This window comes from Lysinibacillus sp. NPDC097195 (genome assembly GCF_044762075.1).
Taxonomy (GTDB): Bacteria; Bacillota; Bacilli; order Bacillales_A; family Planococcaceae; genus Lysinibacillus.
The window spans coordinates 1723718-1739255 of sequence record NZ_JBIWDP010000001.1; the positions used below are offsets into that span (position 1 = coordinate 1723718).

Here is a 15538-nt window from a genome sequence, read left to right on the forward strand (position 1 = left end):
CGATCGTTTGCAAAATCATCATTAACAATCTACTGCACGGGTAGAACGATATTTATTTAATTTGTCGTGTACGATTCACCCATACTAAATTTCGTTTGCAATGTTAATACAGTTTCTAGGAGCACATCTGCTCCTTTCGCGCAATCCTCAAACGCTGTTGCTTCCTCCTCACAATGACTTTTACCATTGATACTCGGCACAAAAATCATTGCTGAAGGAATGATACTAGCAATATATTGCGCATCATGCCCTGCTCCGCTAAACATACGATGAGTGCTATAGCCAAAGCGTTGGCAAGACTGTTCGATTTCAGCACAAATTTGTTGATCAAATAGTACTGTATCTCTCCCCCATAATTTAGCTGGCTGGATTTTGCACCCCATATCCTCTGCAGGCAAGGTTTTTAATATTTCCTCCACCTTTTGCATAACCTCAGGTTTTTGATGACGGGAATCCATTGTAAACGTCACTTTGTTTGGAATCACCGTATGAATATTAGGGAAAACATTCATGCGCCCAAATGTAAATACAAGTTGTTCGTCAATATCACCAAGTTGTTCATGTAAAGACAACATTGTTTTAGCTGCTACAATCATCGGATCTTTGCGCATCGACATCGGTGTTGTGCCAGCATGATTGGATTGACCTGTAATCGTGATTTCATAGCACACCATTCCGAGTACCCCTTGGACAACGCCAATTTCTAATTGCTTCGCTTCGAGCACTGGCCCCTGTTCAATATGGAGTTCAATATATGCAAGCGCTTCTTTTAAGCGATGTTGTTGGTCACCCTCATAACCACTAGCTTGTAACGCCTCTTGAAATGAAATGCCATTTTTATCGATTGACTGTAGCATGTTGTCTTTTTCAAATTTTGAAGCAATAACACCAGAGCTCATCATCGCTGGATCAAAACGAGCACCTTCTTCATTTGTAAAATTAACAATCATTAATGGCACATCTAACTCCACATCGTTGTCCTTCAATGTTTTAATCGCTTCTAATGCTGTTAAAACGCCGAGAACACCATCAAACTTCCCACCTTTTTCAACGGAATCTAAATGTGAGCCCATAACAATTGGTGGAACATCTTTTTTTCCTGGTAGCGTCGCATAAATATTAGCCATATCATCTACCTTGATTTCCATGCCTAATTCTTCACAACAGTGACAAAAATAATTTCGAGCTAAAACGTCCTCTTCCGAAAGAGACAAACGGGTTACGCCACCGTTTATAGTAGCCCCAAACTGACTAAATTGTTCAATTGAATCTTGCAATCGTCTACTATTACATTTATACATATGCAAGTCCTCTCTTTCACAGTAGTTAATTAATATTGTAAATTAGATAAAATTTACGAGATATGGATAGAAAACTAAAAAAATATGTGCATCTGCACATGATATATGGTAAGTTATGTTCATATTAAGGGGGGAAACGATGGGAACGATTCGCAAAATTGTGGAGGGAACTCAATTCCCTATGCTGACATTAGTAGCTGGAAATAGTGGGTCATATCGCAGAGTTACCGGTATTAACGTAATAGAGAGCATTGATTTAATCATGTTTTGCCGACCAAATGAACTTGTCCTCACTACAGGTATAAACATTGCTAAACAAGAAGATGCTTTAGAGCAACTTGTTAAGTTAGCTTTCGCCAAAAAAGTAGCCGGCTTTATCATTAATATCGGCCCTTATATTACTTCTATTCCTGATTCGATTATCTCGTTTGCCAATGAACATGATTTCCCTGTGTTTCAAATGCCATGGCATTGTCGAGTAGCAGATCTATTAAAAACAACTTTTCAATTTATTACCAATAGTCATCAGGAGCACTCCATTGAGGAAAAGGTCCTGACGAATTTACTTTTTCACTATCAAACAAACATGGATACAACGAAAGAGCGACTAGTGCAACTCGGTTTCCCGCAAGGTAGAGAGCTTGCCATCATTACTTGTACAACCTTAGGTACACAGTCTAGCATTGACCGCTACGAAGTAATGATTCAATTTGCATTTCAACATCGCTATAAACGCTTTTTAAAACTAAAACATAACAATTACCTCATTTTTTTAATTGACAGAGCGCAAATAAATACACCGAATATCCCCTTCTCTAAAGTAGTTGAAGAAATCTACGAAAAAATCAAACAAAAAAATGGTTCCCTCGATATTATTATCGGCAAAGGAAACTATCAAAAAGAACTCGAAAGTTTACGAAAAAGCTATGAGGAATCATTAACTGTCATCCAGTTGGCACAGCTTCATAACAATCGGTTCTTATATAAATATAAGGATATTGGTGCTTATCAAATTATTATGGCCGTACAAAATCAATCACTTATGCAATCTTTTTGTCAAGATATTTTAGGTCAAATCCATCGCTATGATACGCTACACAATACGGATTACGGTACATTTTTACGTATTTATCTTGAGGAAAATGGCAGTACGAGTAAAATTAGTGAGCGGCTTTTTATTCATCGTAATACCGTGCTCTATAAAATTAAAAAAATAGAAATGCTCTTAGATATGGATTTAACAAATCCATTTACAAAAACAAATCTCTATTTAGCTTTTTTAATAGAAGATGTCATGCTACATCGTTAATCTTAAATGATGACATACTACAATAAAGTGCATATTTATATTTCTGAATATTCTAATTAAAAGTAATTAGGGTCGTGTTAAACTTAAACAGCTTGTCATGTAAATGCATCGTGCAAGGAAGTTTCATTGCTCTCCCGGTAAAAGGTGAAAATTACCTAGCAAAAAAAGTGTTAGATTGATCGCTTCAATCTAACACTTTTGCTTTTCAACTGCCCTGTAGTTTTGCCATTTTTCTTTGTATAGCAATTTCATGCCGTTTCTCTTTCGTTACTCTTTGCCAGATGACAACACTTACTAATCCAATAATCGCTAATGCTAGCAGAATTGTAAAGAATACTTTATAACCAGTCGTCCCACTCCATAGATCCAAACAAACACCTGCTACAATCGGCATAAAAATTTCGCCACTATAGCCTATAATCATTAAAGGCATGGACACCGTACCTGTTGTTTCAACAGGATAATCTCCTTCTACTAAAATAGCAAAATGCATTGCTTGCAGTGCATACATGGATGTATAAATTACAGCAATGAATACTAATAACATTAAAATAAGAGAGGCTTTAGCAGGTAAAACAATTAGTCCAACTAAGCCGACAATTAGCACAACATAACCAATTAACACCATATTTGAAACACCGATACGATCTCCAATGATTCCTGCACTAAAGCTTCCAATAGGGCGACAATATTGAGAAAAATAGCCTAAAGCAGCTGCAATTAACGTAGAAGCTCCAAATGCAGCCGTTGCATAAGGCGTAATATAGTAATAACTAATAATCATCGCATAGGATGTAAAAATAAGAATCGTTGCTAACCATGTTGTGGGCATCTTCAAAATTTTCCATAAGACTGCCCAATCAAACTTCTTATTACGATCTGCCGCTTGCACATTTTCATGTTGTTGCTCAGATTCCTTATAAATCAACAAAATGATGAAACCTAGCAGAAGACAAATAACCGAATAAACGATAATCACGGCAGATAACGCCATTTTATCACTCATATGTTTTGCAAAAAAGGCAAATATGCCTAAGATGACAACCGATTGGACAATGTTCGTTATACCACGTCCACCTTCAAAAAATCCAAATGCCTTTCCTTGTTCATTTTCTGATCCGAGTGAGCGCACAGCTTTTACTAGAGCACCCCAAAACGTCATAATGGATGTAATACCCCATGCTGCATGAATCAGTAACAACACTGGATACGGTGGATACAGTAATAAGGTGAAACCTAGTATCCCCGTCGCAAATAAAGAAATGGCTAATAGATATTTCGTTTTCCAACGATCAGCACAATATCCACCAAATATATAAGAAATTAAACAACAAATACCATATGCACTACCAAGTGTCCCCATTTGTGTATTTGTTAATTTAAAAACTTCTAGAAAAACATCATAATAATAGTTTCTAAAGTAAGGCAATGCGTATATGAGTGCTCCTGAAACAGCGAGTATCACTAAGGTTGCTGTATTTTTCTTTAATTTAGTTTCCATCTGTTTTCCCCTTACACATTAATTATAAGCCTACGCGTTTAATTTTCTGATCCCATTTTTTATGAAAGGCATGTTGATTATTTTCTTTAATAGCCATCTCTCCAACAAGATAGAAGTTATCTAAATCAGCACTTTGTGAAATCGTAATATCCGCATCAATCCACCAGCCTTCACGACCTATTTTCATTTTTTGATAAATCGTGTAATGCGCAGAAAGTGGGTCGCTGTTGCTTAAAGTTAGTTCTCGCTTTAAGTTATGTTCAACGGTCACATCAATGTCATCAAAGCGATAGACGCCTTCACCAAAGACCCCACCAACACCATCAGTAATACATGTCCACATATCATTGACGATATCGTATGCAATGGAACGATCCACTCGTCCTTCCTGAAGAATGGTCATTGGTGTTAATGGCGCACTTTCAGGGCTCATATTAGGCCCCGTTACTTTATTTCCTGTAAAAATTGGCAAAGAAAATGTCGCTGTTGCTAAATGTAATGTTAAGGTTGCCTCTTCAGGCATTGGCCAAAACATCGGCCAAAACGTTGTAGCAAGTGATAAACGGATACGGTGCCCCTCTTTAAAATGATGTCCGCAGCAATCTAACTCGACAAATGCTTTTATTTTTTCCCCAGGCGTTAATAAATCTACACGATTATGTCCGTTTACATGTGTTAAATTCATCACCCCGTATGATACTCGCGTAACAGCCCCATCAGGTGCAACATCGGATAGTTGAGCAAAAAGCATAGCCTTCGGTTTATCACTTTCTAATTCGATTTCAAACCTTGGATAACCAACAATTTCTATGGCGTTTTCTAAAACATCACTATCAAATACCATCGCCATGCCATCATCTAAACGTTGATCTGCTGGGCTTTCACCAAGTACCCCCGCTCCCATCCATTCACCAGATAAAAGACCATGATTCAATGGCGTTTTCAAAAATACTCGTTCTTCTTTGTCAGCCATTTCTTCTGTTAGTTTACTGTAGGTTAATTGGTAATTCTTCATTCGTACGTCGGATGTTGGCCATTGTTCAAGCCCAACCCAATGTCCTTTACTAACTGGTTTACAAACAGCTGGTTCCATACTTTCTTCCACCCAAACATTGACCATTGGGCCGTCCATCACGTTCGTATCTTCTCCTTTTAACCAATGATCCCACCATTTCACTGCTTCCTGTAAAAAGCCCATTGCAGGTCCCGGGATACCATCATGGGGATAAACGTGCGCCCATGGTCCAATAATTCCTTTTCTAGGAACCGAGAGTCCCTTCATTAGACTTAAAACGGTGTTAGAGTAAGCATCCTCCCAACCATCAATCGCTAGAACAGGCACATTAATATCCTCATAATTTTCACAAACGGAGCCATGTTGCCAATAAGCATCTCTTGTTTGATGTTCCAACCATTGCTCCATCCATAAAGGCATGTTCTCTAATCGTGCCAACCATTTTTCACGCCAACTTTCCCCAACAATATGAGGATCTAGTGGTCGAAGCTGATACGCTAACATAATAGCACCCCACCAAAAATTATCATTTAGCAGGCAGCCACCTTTATAGTGTATATCGTTGTTATAACGATCATCTGTAAAGCCAACTGTAATAATTGCTTTAAGGGCACTTGGTCTTCTTGCAGCAACTTGAAGGGAATTAAATCCTCCCCATGACTTACCCATCATCCCTATATTTCCGTCACACCAATCTTGTTGTGCAATCCATTCAATGACTTCAAGGGCATCATCTTGTTCTTGTTTTAAATATTCATCTTTTAATAGCCCGTCTGATTCCCCTGAACCTCTCATATCCACTCGTACGACTGCATAACCATGTCCGGCAAAGTAACCATGCATCGGTTCATCTCTAGTTCGCGTACCATCTGTTTTACGATAAGGAATATATTCTAAAATTGCTGGAATTTGCTGACCTTGCTCTACTTCTGGAAGCCATATACGACTTGAAAGTTTTGTGCCATCTTTTAATACAATCCACGTATTTTCTATTGCTTGGTATTGATACGGGAAGTGCTCAATTATTTTTTTACTCATGTTCAATATCCTCCTTGAAATAAAGTATACAAACAAAGAAATCAAAGTTATAAAAAACTCACAATTATTTTATAATCATGATTATAAAATAATTGTGAGTAGTATAACATTTAATAATTAGAATGACAAATCAGAAAATTAAAATTACACACCCCTACATTTGACTTTGAAATAACGACAGTTATGCTATAATCAAGATTACATTGAGAAAGATGGGCAAATATAGCCATTTTTATTATCTAAATACTTTTAAACGCTTTAGCTAATAGGAGAGAATACTGTGAAAAAGAAAGCCATACAATTAAGTCGGATGTGGAAATACTTTGTGGACGCTACTGCGGAAATAATAGAAGAAGAAGGACTAGAAAACGTAACAATTAGGAAAATTGCCGATAAAGCAGGCTATAATAGTGCAACAATTTATAATTATTTTTCAGAAATTTCTCACCTTATCTTTTTTGCCTCGATGAAATTTATGAAAAGTTATACCGATGAAGTGGCAACTTATATCGAAAAAGGGAAAGATCCAATCGAAAAATATTTATTAGCATGGGAATGTTTTTGCCAACATTCCTTTCAAAAACCGCAAATTTTCCATGCTGTATTTATTATGGATTTAGGGGATACACCAGAAAAATTATTACAAGATTATTACGAAACGTATCCAAATGATTTAATTAATATCCCTGAAGATTTAGCAACAATTTTATTTGAACGTAATTTAACAAAACGAGGACAATCTATGTTGGAAGTAGCCTTTAAAGAAGGATACTTAACTGAGGAAAATGTCCATTCAATTAATGAACTAACCATACTCGTCTGGCAAGGAATGTTTACAAATATCATTAATAATAGAAAAAATTACGACGCCCAAGAAGCCGTAGACATTGTGATGAATTATATAACTGAAATCGTTCGCAATGCTAACTTATTTTGTATTCCAACTAAAAAATGATAAAGCTGTCAGGAAACCCTGACAGCTTTATTAAAATTATTTCTTTTTATTTTTATTTTGATTATTATTCGTATTGTTATTTGTATTGTTTTTCTTCGTTTTTGAAACGTCTGTGAAATCCGCTTCTTCCCCAGCTTCCATACCGTAACTTGGGTTGCTATTTATACGGGTATGTGGATCGAACTCCTCTTCCTCATCCAAACGTTTCGTAAGGATTGGAATTGATACGAGTCCAGCTATTCCGACAAGTGCATAAACCCATCTGGACAATACAGCTGTTTGCCCACCAAATAAATATGCGACTAAATCAAATCTGAAAAATCCTATTAATCCCCAGTTAATTGCACCAATAATTACGAGAACTAAGGCAATCCTATATATTACGCTCATTTGTGGCACCTCCTTCCTTTTGTAGAGTATGGCAAAGAAATCCTTCACCAGTTTTTTGGTTGTCCTGGCAAACAAGCCAGTATGGAACGCGCCATTTCGTGAATGTGTCATGTAAATTTTTTACAACACTCATGATGACGGTCTTATTTTTTGCAATAACCGTTTTTTTATACAAAGGTCATTTTCCGTTCATACTAGCTGTAGTAAAAAGGTTGTGCTGCAAAAAAATAAGCGTAAGATTGACTGCAATCAATCTTACACCTCGTTCTACCGTTGATAATTTTATTATTAATGACGATTTATGGGGTTTTGGCGATTAACTTAAACGTTAGCATTGGATTTCTCATGCTGAAGCAGCCACTCCTTACGCCACAAACCACCAGCATATCCAGTTAATGTGCCGTTAGAGCCGATTATACGGTGACAAGGAATCACAATACTAAGCTTATTTTTCCCATTTGCATTACCAACAGCTCGAATTGCCTTTTCATTGCCAATGGCCATCGCGATCGATTTGTAAGTTCCTTGTTCAGCATAAGGGATTTGAGTTAATGCTTGCCAAACTTGTCGTTGAAAATCTGTTCCTCCTAGGTAATATGGAAAAGTGAAGGTAAATCGTTGTCCTTGAAAATATTCATTCAGTTGCTCCACACAATCTAGTAATACGTGTGGTGTCCATTCTTGTGCAACGTGTATTGGCTGTTGTCGTTCAACAAACATAATGGAATGAATAACCGTCTCGCTACCTTCAACTTCCAAAACACCAATTGGAGAGTTGTAATCCACTTTATACAGTTTCGTTTTCGTCATATAATGACCTCCATAAATAAAACGTGGCATATGCTTGCCAGCCTCGCCAATGCACTTCTAATTTTTTTATTTCATCGATAGTCGGTTTTCGATCTAATGCTAGCTGCATTTTCAAAGCATTTTGCAATCCCACATCGGCAATTGGGAATGAAGTTGGCTCATGAAAGCATTTCATTAAAACATAGTCCGCTGTCCATTCACCAACACCTCGTATCGACATGAGCTTTTTTTTAATATGCGCTTTATCTTCTATTTGAAGCAACTGTTCTTTCGTTAAAGCGCCACTTGCCATCTCACGAGCAATGGCAATAATGTATTCCGATTTTCGCAAAGTAAATTGCAATGCCCTTAAATCCTCGATTGTTAAAGAAGCGATTCGTTCACAGCTTGGGAATACCCAATAACTATCCCCATCATAGCTCACACTTTCTCCAAACTGTTCGACAAAACGCTTTTTTAACGTATAGGCGAATGTTAAGTTAATTTGTTGTCCAATAATTGCCCATACAAGTGCTTCAAATAAATCGGGAATTCCTATGATGCGTAGTCCTTTATATTTTTCAACAGGATGCTGCAAAACAACATCTTTTTGAGCCATATGATAAAACGGTTGTAAATCACGTCCTAAATCAAACCATTCTTCAATATAAGTTTGTACTTGTTCTACAGCAGCTCTGGATGGTGAATGAATTGGAAATTCAACTTGAATCTGCTGTGCCCGAACGCCAATTTTACACAATATTAATTCCTGATTTATTTTAAGCAATTTATATAAATGATTATCTTTAATTGTGTGGAGCACCTCTTGATTGGATCTTGCTAAAAATAATAAACATTCCTCAAAGTTAAATAGTAATGGTGTCGGTAGCTCGAGATTGTATTGTGCATTAGAACTTGTCATTTCACTGCTCCTTCCATTGAAGATTTCGATATTCCGTAGGGGAACATTCTTTCAAACGCCTAAATATTTTGTAGAAGTTAGAGGGGCTGTGAAATCCAGTATCAAAGCAAATTTCCAAAATTGTTAAATTTGTCGTTTTTAGTAGATGTGCAGCTTTGTCGATTCTTATTTTATCTAAATAAGTTCTTGGCGTTTCAGCAGTTTCTTGTTTAAAGAGTCGTTCAAGATGATATGGGCTTATCCCAACGTTACTTGCAATCAAGTCCAATGTTAATCTTTGCTTATACTCCTTCATTAAAAACGCTGTGACCGTTTTAATTAATTGGGCATGCGGAGAATGCTCCACTTCTGGCTGACACCTTTTACATGCACGAAAGCCTGCTCGTTCCACCTCTTGCATATCTTCATAAAATGCGACATTGATTTTTTTTGGCTTTCTTGATTTGCAGGAAGGCCGGCAATAAATTTTGGTCGTTTTTACAGCCGTAAAAAATAAACCATCATACGTTTGATCACAAGCGATGATTTTATCCCACATTTCTTCAAAAGACAGATTAATTTTATTGTCCATAAAAGCCTCCTCTAATTGCAACTACTCATATAAAAAAGCTGTATCTTTCGCCTCAATTATTCGTGTCGCATCTTTTGTCAAATAGGAAATTATTTTATCTGATAATGCATTGCCAAAACTAAATCGCTTTACGCCTAATTGTTGCAGTGTTTGACAATTCGTTAAACCTGGCACAGACATTACATTAATGGGCTTCTCTATTGCTGAAGTAATAGCTCTTATTTCCTCATGCTTGGCTAATCCCGGTATAAAAACCCCGCTAGCACCGCTATCCACATAAGCTTGTGCTCTCGTCATTGTTTCTGAAAATGGTTGATCTAGTTGAAAATATGTATCCGTTCTTGCATTGATAAAAAAGTCTTGATAACCATTATTGTCTAACATCGTTCTCATTTGGACTAATAAAGCACAATGTTCATTTATTGCTCTTAGTCCATTTTGTTGTTTCAAAGAATCTTCAATATTAATACCTGCCACGCCTACTTCTGCTGTTCTTAACACATTGTCTAAAATTGTTTGCGTATCGGTTCCATAGCCAGCCTCAATATCTGCGGATACTGGAATGTTTACATTTTCCACAATAGTTTTAATAATGGCTAAATGTCGAGCAAAGTCTATATATTCACCATCTGGGAACCCAAGTGAATTCGCAATGCCCCAGCTCGTTGTGCCAATTGCCTTAAAACCAACTCTTTCAAGCGTTAATGCTGATAATAAATCCCACGTATTCCCTAATAGTAAGATATCTTGTGTCGCATGTAAGGCATTGAATTCTTGTATTTTGGTCATCGTTACATCCTCCTATCCTTAATTGCTATCATCTTATCAAGGATTTCAGCATTATTTCGTCCTCATTCTTGCTGTTATGGTCCTATACAGTAGTACATCATCCAATTATATAAATTCTATTTTAACTTTTGGTAAATTCAAATAACAATGGAAAGAATATGGTATATTACTTAAGTAATACTCTTCTTGAGGAACTAATTCCCTAAGTTTTCATGTATTTTGTTTGAAAGGATTTATATGGAGAGCAGGCGAAAGAAACTATGCAAAATAAACTTGTCAAAAGCGTCATCATCTTAAGTATCATGGTTGCTATATTCGGTATGCAATTGCTTTTCCCTTTGACTAGTCATGCTACCGAACTTGCAAAACCTATTGTATTAGGAAAGCACTATGATATTTTTCGTGATCCTTCAAAATCCATTGCGATTGAAGATATTTTATCAGGTCAATATGATCAATCATTTGAAAAAAGTACAGATAATTATTTGTTTTTCTGGCATACAAAAGATACGATTTGGCTTAGGCTGAATGTTGGTGACATCATCCAAGATAAACAAGCGTCCTATTGGTTTGAATCAGTAGATAAACTCGATAATATTGAAATGTATTTAGTAAAAGACGATGGTTCCTATACTGTACAAAAAAGTGGAATTGCTCATATAAAAGAGCAAAAAATCCATTACCGCTCTAATTTGTTTACCATTACTGATCCGACTATAACAGAAATTTATGTAAAGTTAGATGGCGCACTACCCATTAGCTTAATTTCCTATTTATCTACGACAGATAGCTTTATAGAAAAAACAATTTCCTATAAATTTTTCGTTGGTATTTTTTATGGCTTTATGTTGGCTTTATTAATTTATAATTTATTTTTATTTTTTTCATTAAAAGAAAAAGCCTATTTTTATTATGTCTTATATATGTGCAGTTTTATTTTCTATCAAGCAACGATGAACTCTTTAGACATCGAAATCGCAGGTCAATTTTTACCTGAATGGTTCTTTCTGCGATCGCTCGTTATAGGTGGCAATTTATTACTCATTTTTATGATTCTATTTTCTACTGAATTTCTTGAGCTAAAAAAATATTTACCGAAATTTTATCTCATTGCAAGAGGCTTATTATGGGTTGCCATCTTATCGCTGATAGCCGTATTCTTCATCCCGAACGTTGCCATTGTCAATAATTTTACGACCATTTTTGCTGTAGCCTTACTTTCATTTTTATGGTTATGTGGACTCCTTGTTTGGTTAAAGGGACAAAAAATGGCGCGTTTTTATTTGGTTGGTTGGACGGTTTTACTAGGTTCTGTTATTGTCCAAGCTTTGGCCTTTTTAAGTATCTTGCCATTTCATCCTCGCATTTTTGAGGATGTACCTGCCATTGGTGCTACTTTTGAGGCAATTTTTTTATCACTAGCCCTCGGCGATAAAATTAATCTTATTAAAAAAGAGCATCAAGAAATGCAACTTGTGTTAACCGAAACACTGGAGCATAAAGTGCAAGAACGAACGCAAGAGTTGGAGAAAGCGAAACAAGAACTCGAAAATATTGCCAATACCGATAAGTTAACGCAAATACCAAATCGCGTGCGTTTAGATTATGTATTAGACGAAGCTTTAACACTTGCACATCAACAGGCAACACCTCTATCTATTATCTTACTCGATATAGATTATTTTAAAGCAGTAAATGATGAGTTTGGACACCAAGTTGGAGATCTTGTATTAGTCAATGCAGCAGCGTTATTTAAAGATTCAATTAGGGCACAAGATACACTCGGTAGATGGGGTGGTGAGGAATTTTTAGTCATTTGTCCTGAAACTACATTACAAGAAGCAGTCCAATTGGCTGAAACGCTCCGCCAGCGACTAGAAAATCATACATTCCCTATCGTTCAGAGAAAAACAAGTAGCTTTGGTGTGGCAGCATATATTCAAGATGATAATGTAACGACGATGTTAACAAGATGTGACCAAGCGTTGTATCAAGCGAAAAATAATGGACGAAACTGCGTTGCCTATGTTGAGCAAGATAACAATAGCTTTGCCTGTCATGAGATGGCACTTAAATAATAACTTAAAAAATCCCTTCTAGCCTAATGCTAAAAGGGATTCTCTTTATTTTTGCCAATTATTTAGTTCCTTTAGTAATTCCGGCAGTTGTAATTTTTTTACATCGATTGGTGGTAAGGCATGAATAAATTCTTTACCGTATGATTTGGTGCTAATACGGCGATCAAGTACGATAAATGCACCCTTATCTTGCGAAGAACGGATTAAACGACCAAATCCTTGCTTAAAGCGCATAATAGCCTCCGGTAAAGATAGCTCCGTAAATGAATTGCGCTCTTGCATTGTAAGATGTTTGGCGCGTGCCTTAAAGACTGGCTCCTCCGGTGACGAGAATGGTAGTCGAACAACAATGACCGAAGAAAGTGCGTCACCTGGTACATCGACACCTTCCCAGAAACTATTCGTGCCAAATAGCACGGCTTGATTAAATTTTTGAAACGATTTAAGAATACGCATGCGACTACCGCCTGTCACACCTTGTGCAAAGAGCATATAGTCATCCAGTAGCTCACTATCTTGTATTAGCTCCACTGTTTTTCGTAGCATATCTTGTGCAGTAAAGAGCACAAAGCAACGCCCTTCCGTCATGCGTACAGTACGTGTAATGGCATGTGCGACTGCCTCAATATATTCCGCTTGCGTGACTTGTTGAATGTCTGGCATATCCGTGACGATGTATGCCTTGGCACCTGCATAGTACGACGCAGGTGCTTGTAACTGCATGACCTGCACGTTATCTGAAATACCGAGCTGCCGTGTAATAAAGCGTTCATTACCAGGGACAGATAATGTTCCTGAAGTCCACACGATACTCGCTTGTTTGCGGAGTGGTGTAATGACCTTTTCAATAATTGGCGTAACATTTACCGGCTTTTTATAGACATGAAGACTGCCTGGTACACTACGTAAATCAAACTCAAACCATACTGAATTATCCTCGTGTGGTAATAGGAAAATCTCCTCCCACTCAGCAATTTTCAGCTTCATTTCACGAATCCAATAATGCCATTCTGATAAAATATATAGTTCGTTTTTATCTAACTGCTCAATATTATTTTCAAAGGCTTTTGCTGCTTCAACCGCTAAATCGAGCCATTGCTGTACTAGTTTACTGACTTGCAAAAGCGGTTCTTTTGGTAAAGCTACATCCTCTAAAAAGAGCGTACATTTGCTACTAGACTGTTTACCTCTAATTTGTTGTTGCACTTTTTGCACGACAAGCTGGATGGTGTCATCAAAGACACGCTGTAGCCGTATAAATTGCTTGTCTAGTTGCTGCAAGCTATGCATCGGAATGCGCTGTTTCTTCTTAGCCGCCTGACTAAATTGCTGAAAGAGCGCTGTTTCCTCCATTGTACCAAGTTGACCGAAAACGTATTTCCATTGCGTATAGGAAAACACTGTTTCATCCTGTTGCATTGCTGCTTGAATCATTTGATGGGCTTCATCAATAATCCAACCGTCGATTTGCGTAAAAATAGGCGTTTGTCGAACTAAATCACTAATAACCATCGCGTGATTCGTTACGATACAATCGGCCGTCGCACTATTTTTTAACGCTTGCTCGTAGAAGTCAAAACCTTTTCTCGGTTTTTCATCAGGCACTTTACGGATTTTTTCTAAAAATAGCTGTCCTCCACCTGAAACATTGAGTTCGCTTAACACACCCGTCTGGGTTTTCGTCAGCCACACAAGCAATTGTAAAATGGTAAAAGTATCGTCATAGGATTCATCCGCATACGCCATGCATTGCTCGAAACGTGCAAGGTCAATATAATGATGCATACCCTTTAGAACAGCAATATTTACTTTTGTCTCCAGAATTTTTTCAATTTTCGGTAGTTCCTCTTCTACAAGCTGCTCTTGTAGATGTGCTGTGTACGTACTAATCGCGATCTTTTTATTGTGTGCCCTCGCATATAAAATAACCGGTAATAAGTAGCCGACCGTTTTACCTATACCTGTTGAAGCTTCAATGACACATTCTTCTTTGTCATTTAAAGCTTGCCAAATCGTATCCATCATGGCAAATTGAGCTGGTCGTTGTTCATAGTTTGGCATAGCCTTTGCCATCATTGCTTCTTTGTCTTTTGCAGTTTCAGGATAAGGTGCTAACTCGGGTTTCACAACTTGTTTTGGACGACCATCACAAATGGCAAAATTGCGATAGTAAGTAATGTTTTCATCAGCTTTACTTTGATGACGTTTTAGTTGTAATGCTTCAAAGAAAAGCTGCGATAAATTAGATTTTAATCGGAATGAGCGTTTATGCATTTGCTCAAGCGTCAGCTGCGGAAGACGAAGGAGTTCTTGCCAACTACGTTTAAACAGCTCAGCTGTAGCAAGTGCATCATCATCCGCTCTATGGGCATTTTCCAGTTCAATATTTAAGTCCGCAGCTAAATCACCTAGTTTAAAGCTTAAGGACATTGGAAATAAAATTTTCGCAAGCTCTACCGTATCCATTTTCTTACCATGCCATTTTGGTAATCCCGCTCGTTTAAACTCTGCTTGTAAAAAGGATAAGTCAAAATCAGTATTATGCGCGACAAAAACACAATCGGCAATTAATTCATATATGTAGTCCGCATGTGCTTCGAAAGGCAAGGCATCTTTAACATCCTCATCCGTTATATGCGTTAAATCTTGAATAAAGGACGGGATCGATTTACCCGGATGTATAAACTTTGTAAAGGTGCGCTCAATTTCCCAATCCTTCATTATTACAATGGCAATTTGAATCATCCGGTCACCATTTGCTGGAGAATGACCTGTCGTCTCCAAATCAACAATTGCATACTTTTGACTTTCCATCATACATCTCAACTCACAGTTCACATTAGATAGATGAATTTTATCATACATTCATCGATCTGGTCA

At 37.2% G+C, this 15538-nt stretch carries 12 protein-coding genes; 3 read left to right on the forward strand and 9 right to left on the reverse strand.

What is annotated here, in order from left to right; all coding sequences use genetic code 11:
• Positions 1–56 precede the first annotated feature (56 nt).
• Positions 57–1301 carry a Zn-dependent hydrolase gene (locus tag ACIQXI_RS08900; RefSeq protein WP_402923591.1) on the reverse strand — a complete coding sequence of 415 codons (1245 nt, stop codon included), beginning with the start codon at positions 1299–1301 and terminating at the stop codon, positions 57–59.
• 139 nt (positions 1302–1440) lie between these two features.
• Here ACIQXI_RS08900 and ACIQXI_RS08905 point away from each other — a divergent pair, with 139 nt between their 5' ends.
• Positions 1441–2610, forward strand: coding sequence for a PucR family transcriptional regulator (locus ACIQXI_RS08905; RefSeq protein ID WP_402923593.1), 1170 nt, complete (start codon positions 1441–1443; stop codon positions 2608–2610).
• A 205-nt stretch (positions 2611–2815) separates the two neighbouring features.
• On the opposite strand, the gene ACIQXI_RS08910 is transcribed toward ACIQXI_RS08905, so the two are convergent.
• Positions 2816–4111 carry an MFS transporter gene (locus tag ACIQXI_RS08910; RefSeq protein WP_402923596.1) on the reverse strand — a complete coding sequence of 432 codons (1296 nt, stop codon included), beginning with the start codon at positions 4109–4111 and terminating at the stop codon, positions 2816–2818.
• 22 nt (positions 4112–4133) lie between these two features.
• Positions 4134–6164, reverse strand: coding sequence for a CocE/NonD family hydrolase (locus tag ACIQXI_RS08915; RefSeq protein ID WP_402923599.1), 2031 nt, complete (start codon positions 6162–6164; stop codon positions 4134–4136).
• Between the two features lie 280 nt (positions 6165–6444).
• Between ACIQXI_RS08915 and ACIQXI_RS08920 the strand changes: the two genes are divergently transcribed.
• On the forward strand, positions 6445–7119 hold the full coding sequence (locus ACIQXI_RS08920; protein WP_402923602.1) for a TetR/AcrR family transcriptional regulator: 675 nt from the start codon (positions 6445–6447) through the stop codon (positions 7117–7119).
• 36 nt (positions 7120–7155) lie between these two features.
• Here ACIQXI_RS08920 and ACIQXI_RS08925 read toward each other — a convergent pair whose 3' ends face one another.
• The 5 genes from ACIQXI_RS08925 to ACIQXI_RS08945 form a co-directional block, all read right to left on the reverse strand.
• Complete coding sequence (locus tag ACIQXI_RS08925; protein WP_402923604.1) at positions 7156–7509, reverse strand: DUF378 domain-containing protein; 354 nt, start codon at positions 7507–7509, stop codon at positions 7156–7158.
• Between the two features lie 321 nt (positions 7510–7830).
• Positions 7831–8319, reverse strand: a complete 489-nt coding sequence (locus ACIQXI_RS08930; protein ID WP_402923605.1) for a methylated-DNA--[protein]-cysteine S-methyltransferase — start codon at positions 8317–8319, stop codon at positions 7831–7833.
• Positions 8297–9220 (reverse strand): DNA-3-methyladenine glycosylase family protein, encoded by a 924-nt coding sequence (locus tag ACIQXI_RS08935; protein WP_402923607.1) that lies wholly within the window; start codon positions 9218–9220, stop codon positions 8297–8299. The genes ACIQXI_RS08930 and ACIQXI_RS08935 overlap by 23 nt, the downstream gene beginning before the upstream one ends.
• A gap of 1 nt (position 9221) precedes the next feature.
• Positions 9222–9791, reverse strand: a complete 570-nt coding sequence (locus ACIQXI_RS08940) for a bifunctional transcriptional activator/DNA repair enzyme AdaA (RefSeq protein WP_402923609.1) — start codon at positions 9789–9791, stop codon at positions 9222–9224.
• Between the two features lie 21 nt (positions 9792–9812).
• Positions 9813–10580 (reverse strand): isocitrate lyase/PEP mutase family protein, encoded by a 768-nt coding sequence (locus ACIQXI_RS08945; protein ID WP_402923611.1) that lies wholly within the window; start codon positions 10578–10580, stop codon positions 9813–9815.
• Between the two features lie 260 nt (positions 10581–10840).
• Between ACIQXI_RS08945 and ACIQXI_RS08950 the strand changes: the two genes are divergently transcribed.
• Entirely contained in the window at positions 10841–12658 is a 1818-nt protein-coding gene (locus tag ACIQXI_RS08950; protein ID WP_402923613.1) for a sensor domain-containing diguanylate cyclase, read from the forward strand.
• Positions 12659–12703: 45 nt separating this feature from the next.
• Here the strand turns inward: ACIQXI_RS08950 and dinG are convergent, their stop codons facing one another.
• Positions 12704–15475 (reverse strand): ATP-dependent DNA helicase DinG, encoded by a 2772-nt coding sequence (gene dinG / locus ACIQXI_RS08955; RefSeq protein ID WP_402923616.1) that lies wholly within the window; start codon positions 15473–15475, stop codon positions 12704–12706.
• Positions 15476–15538 lie beyond the last annotated feature (63 nt).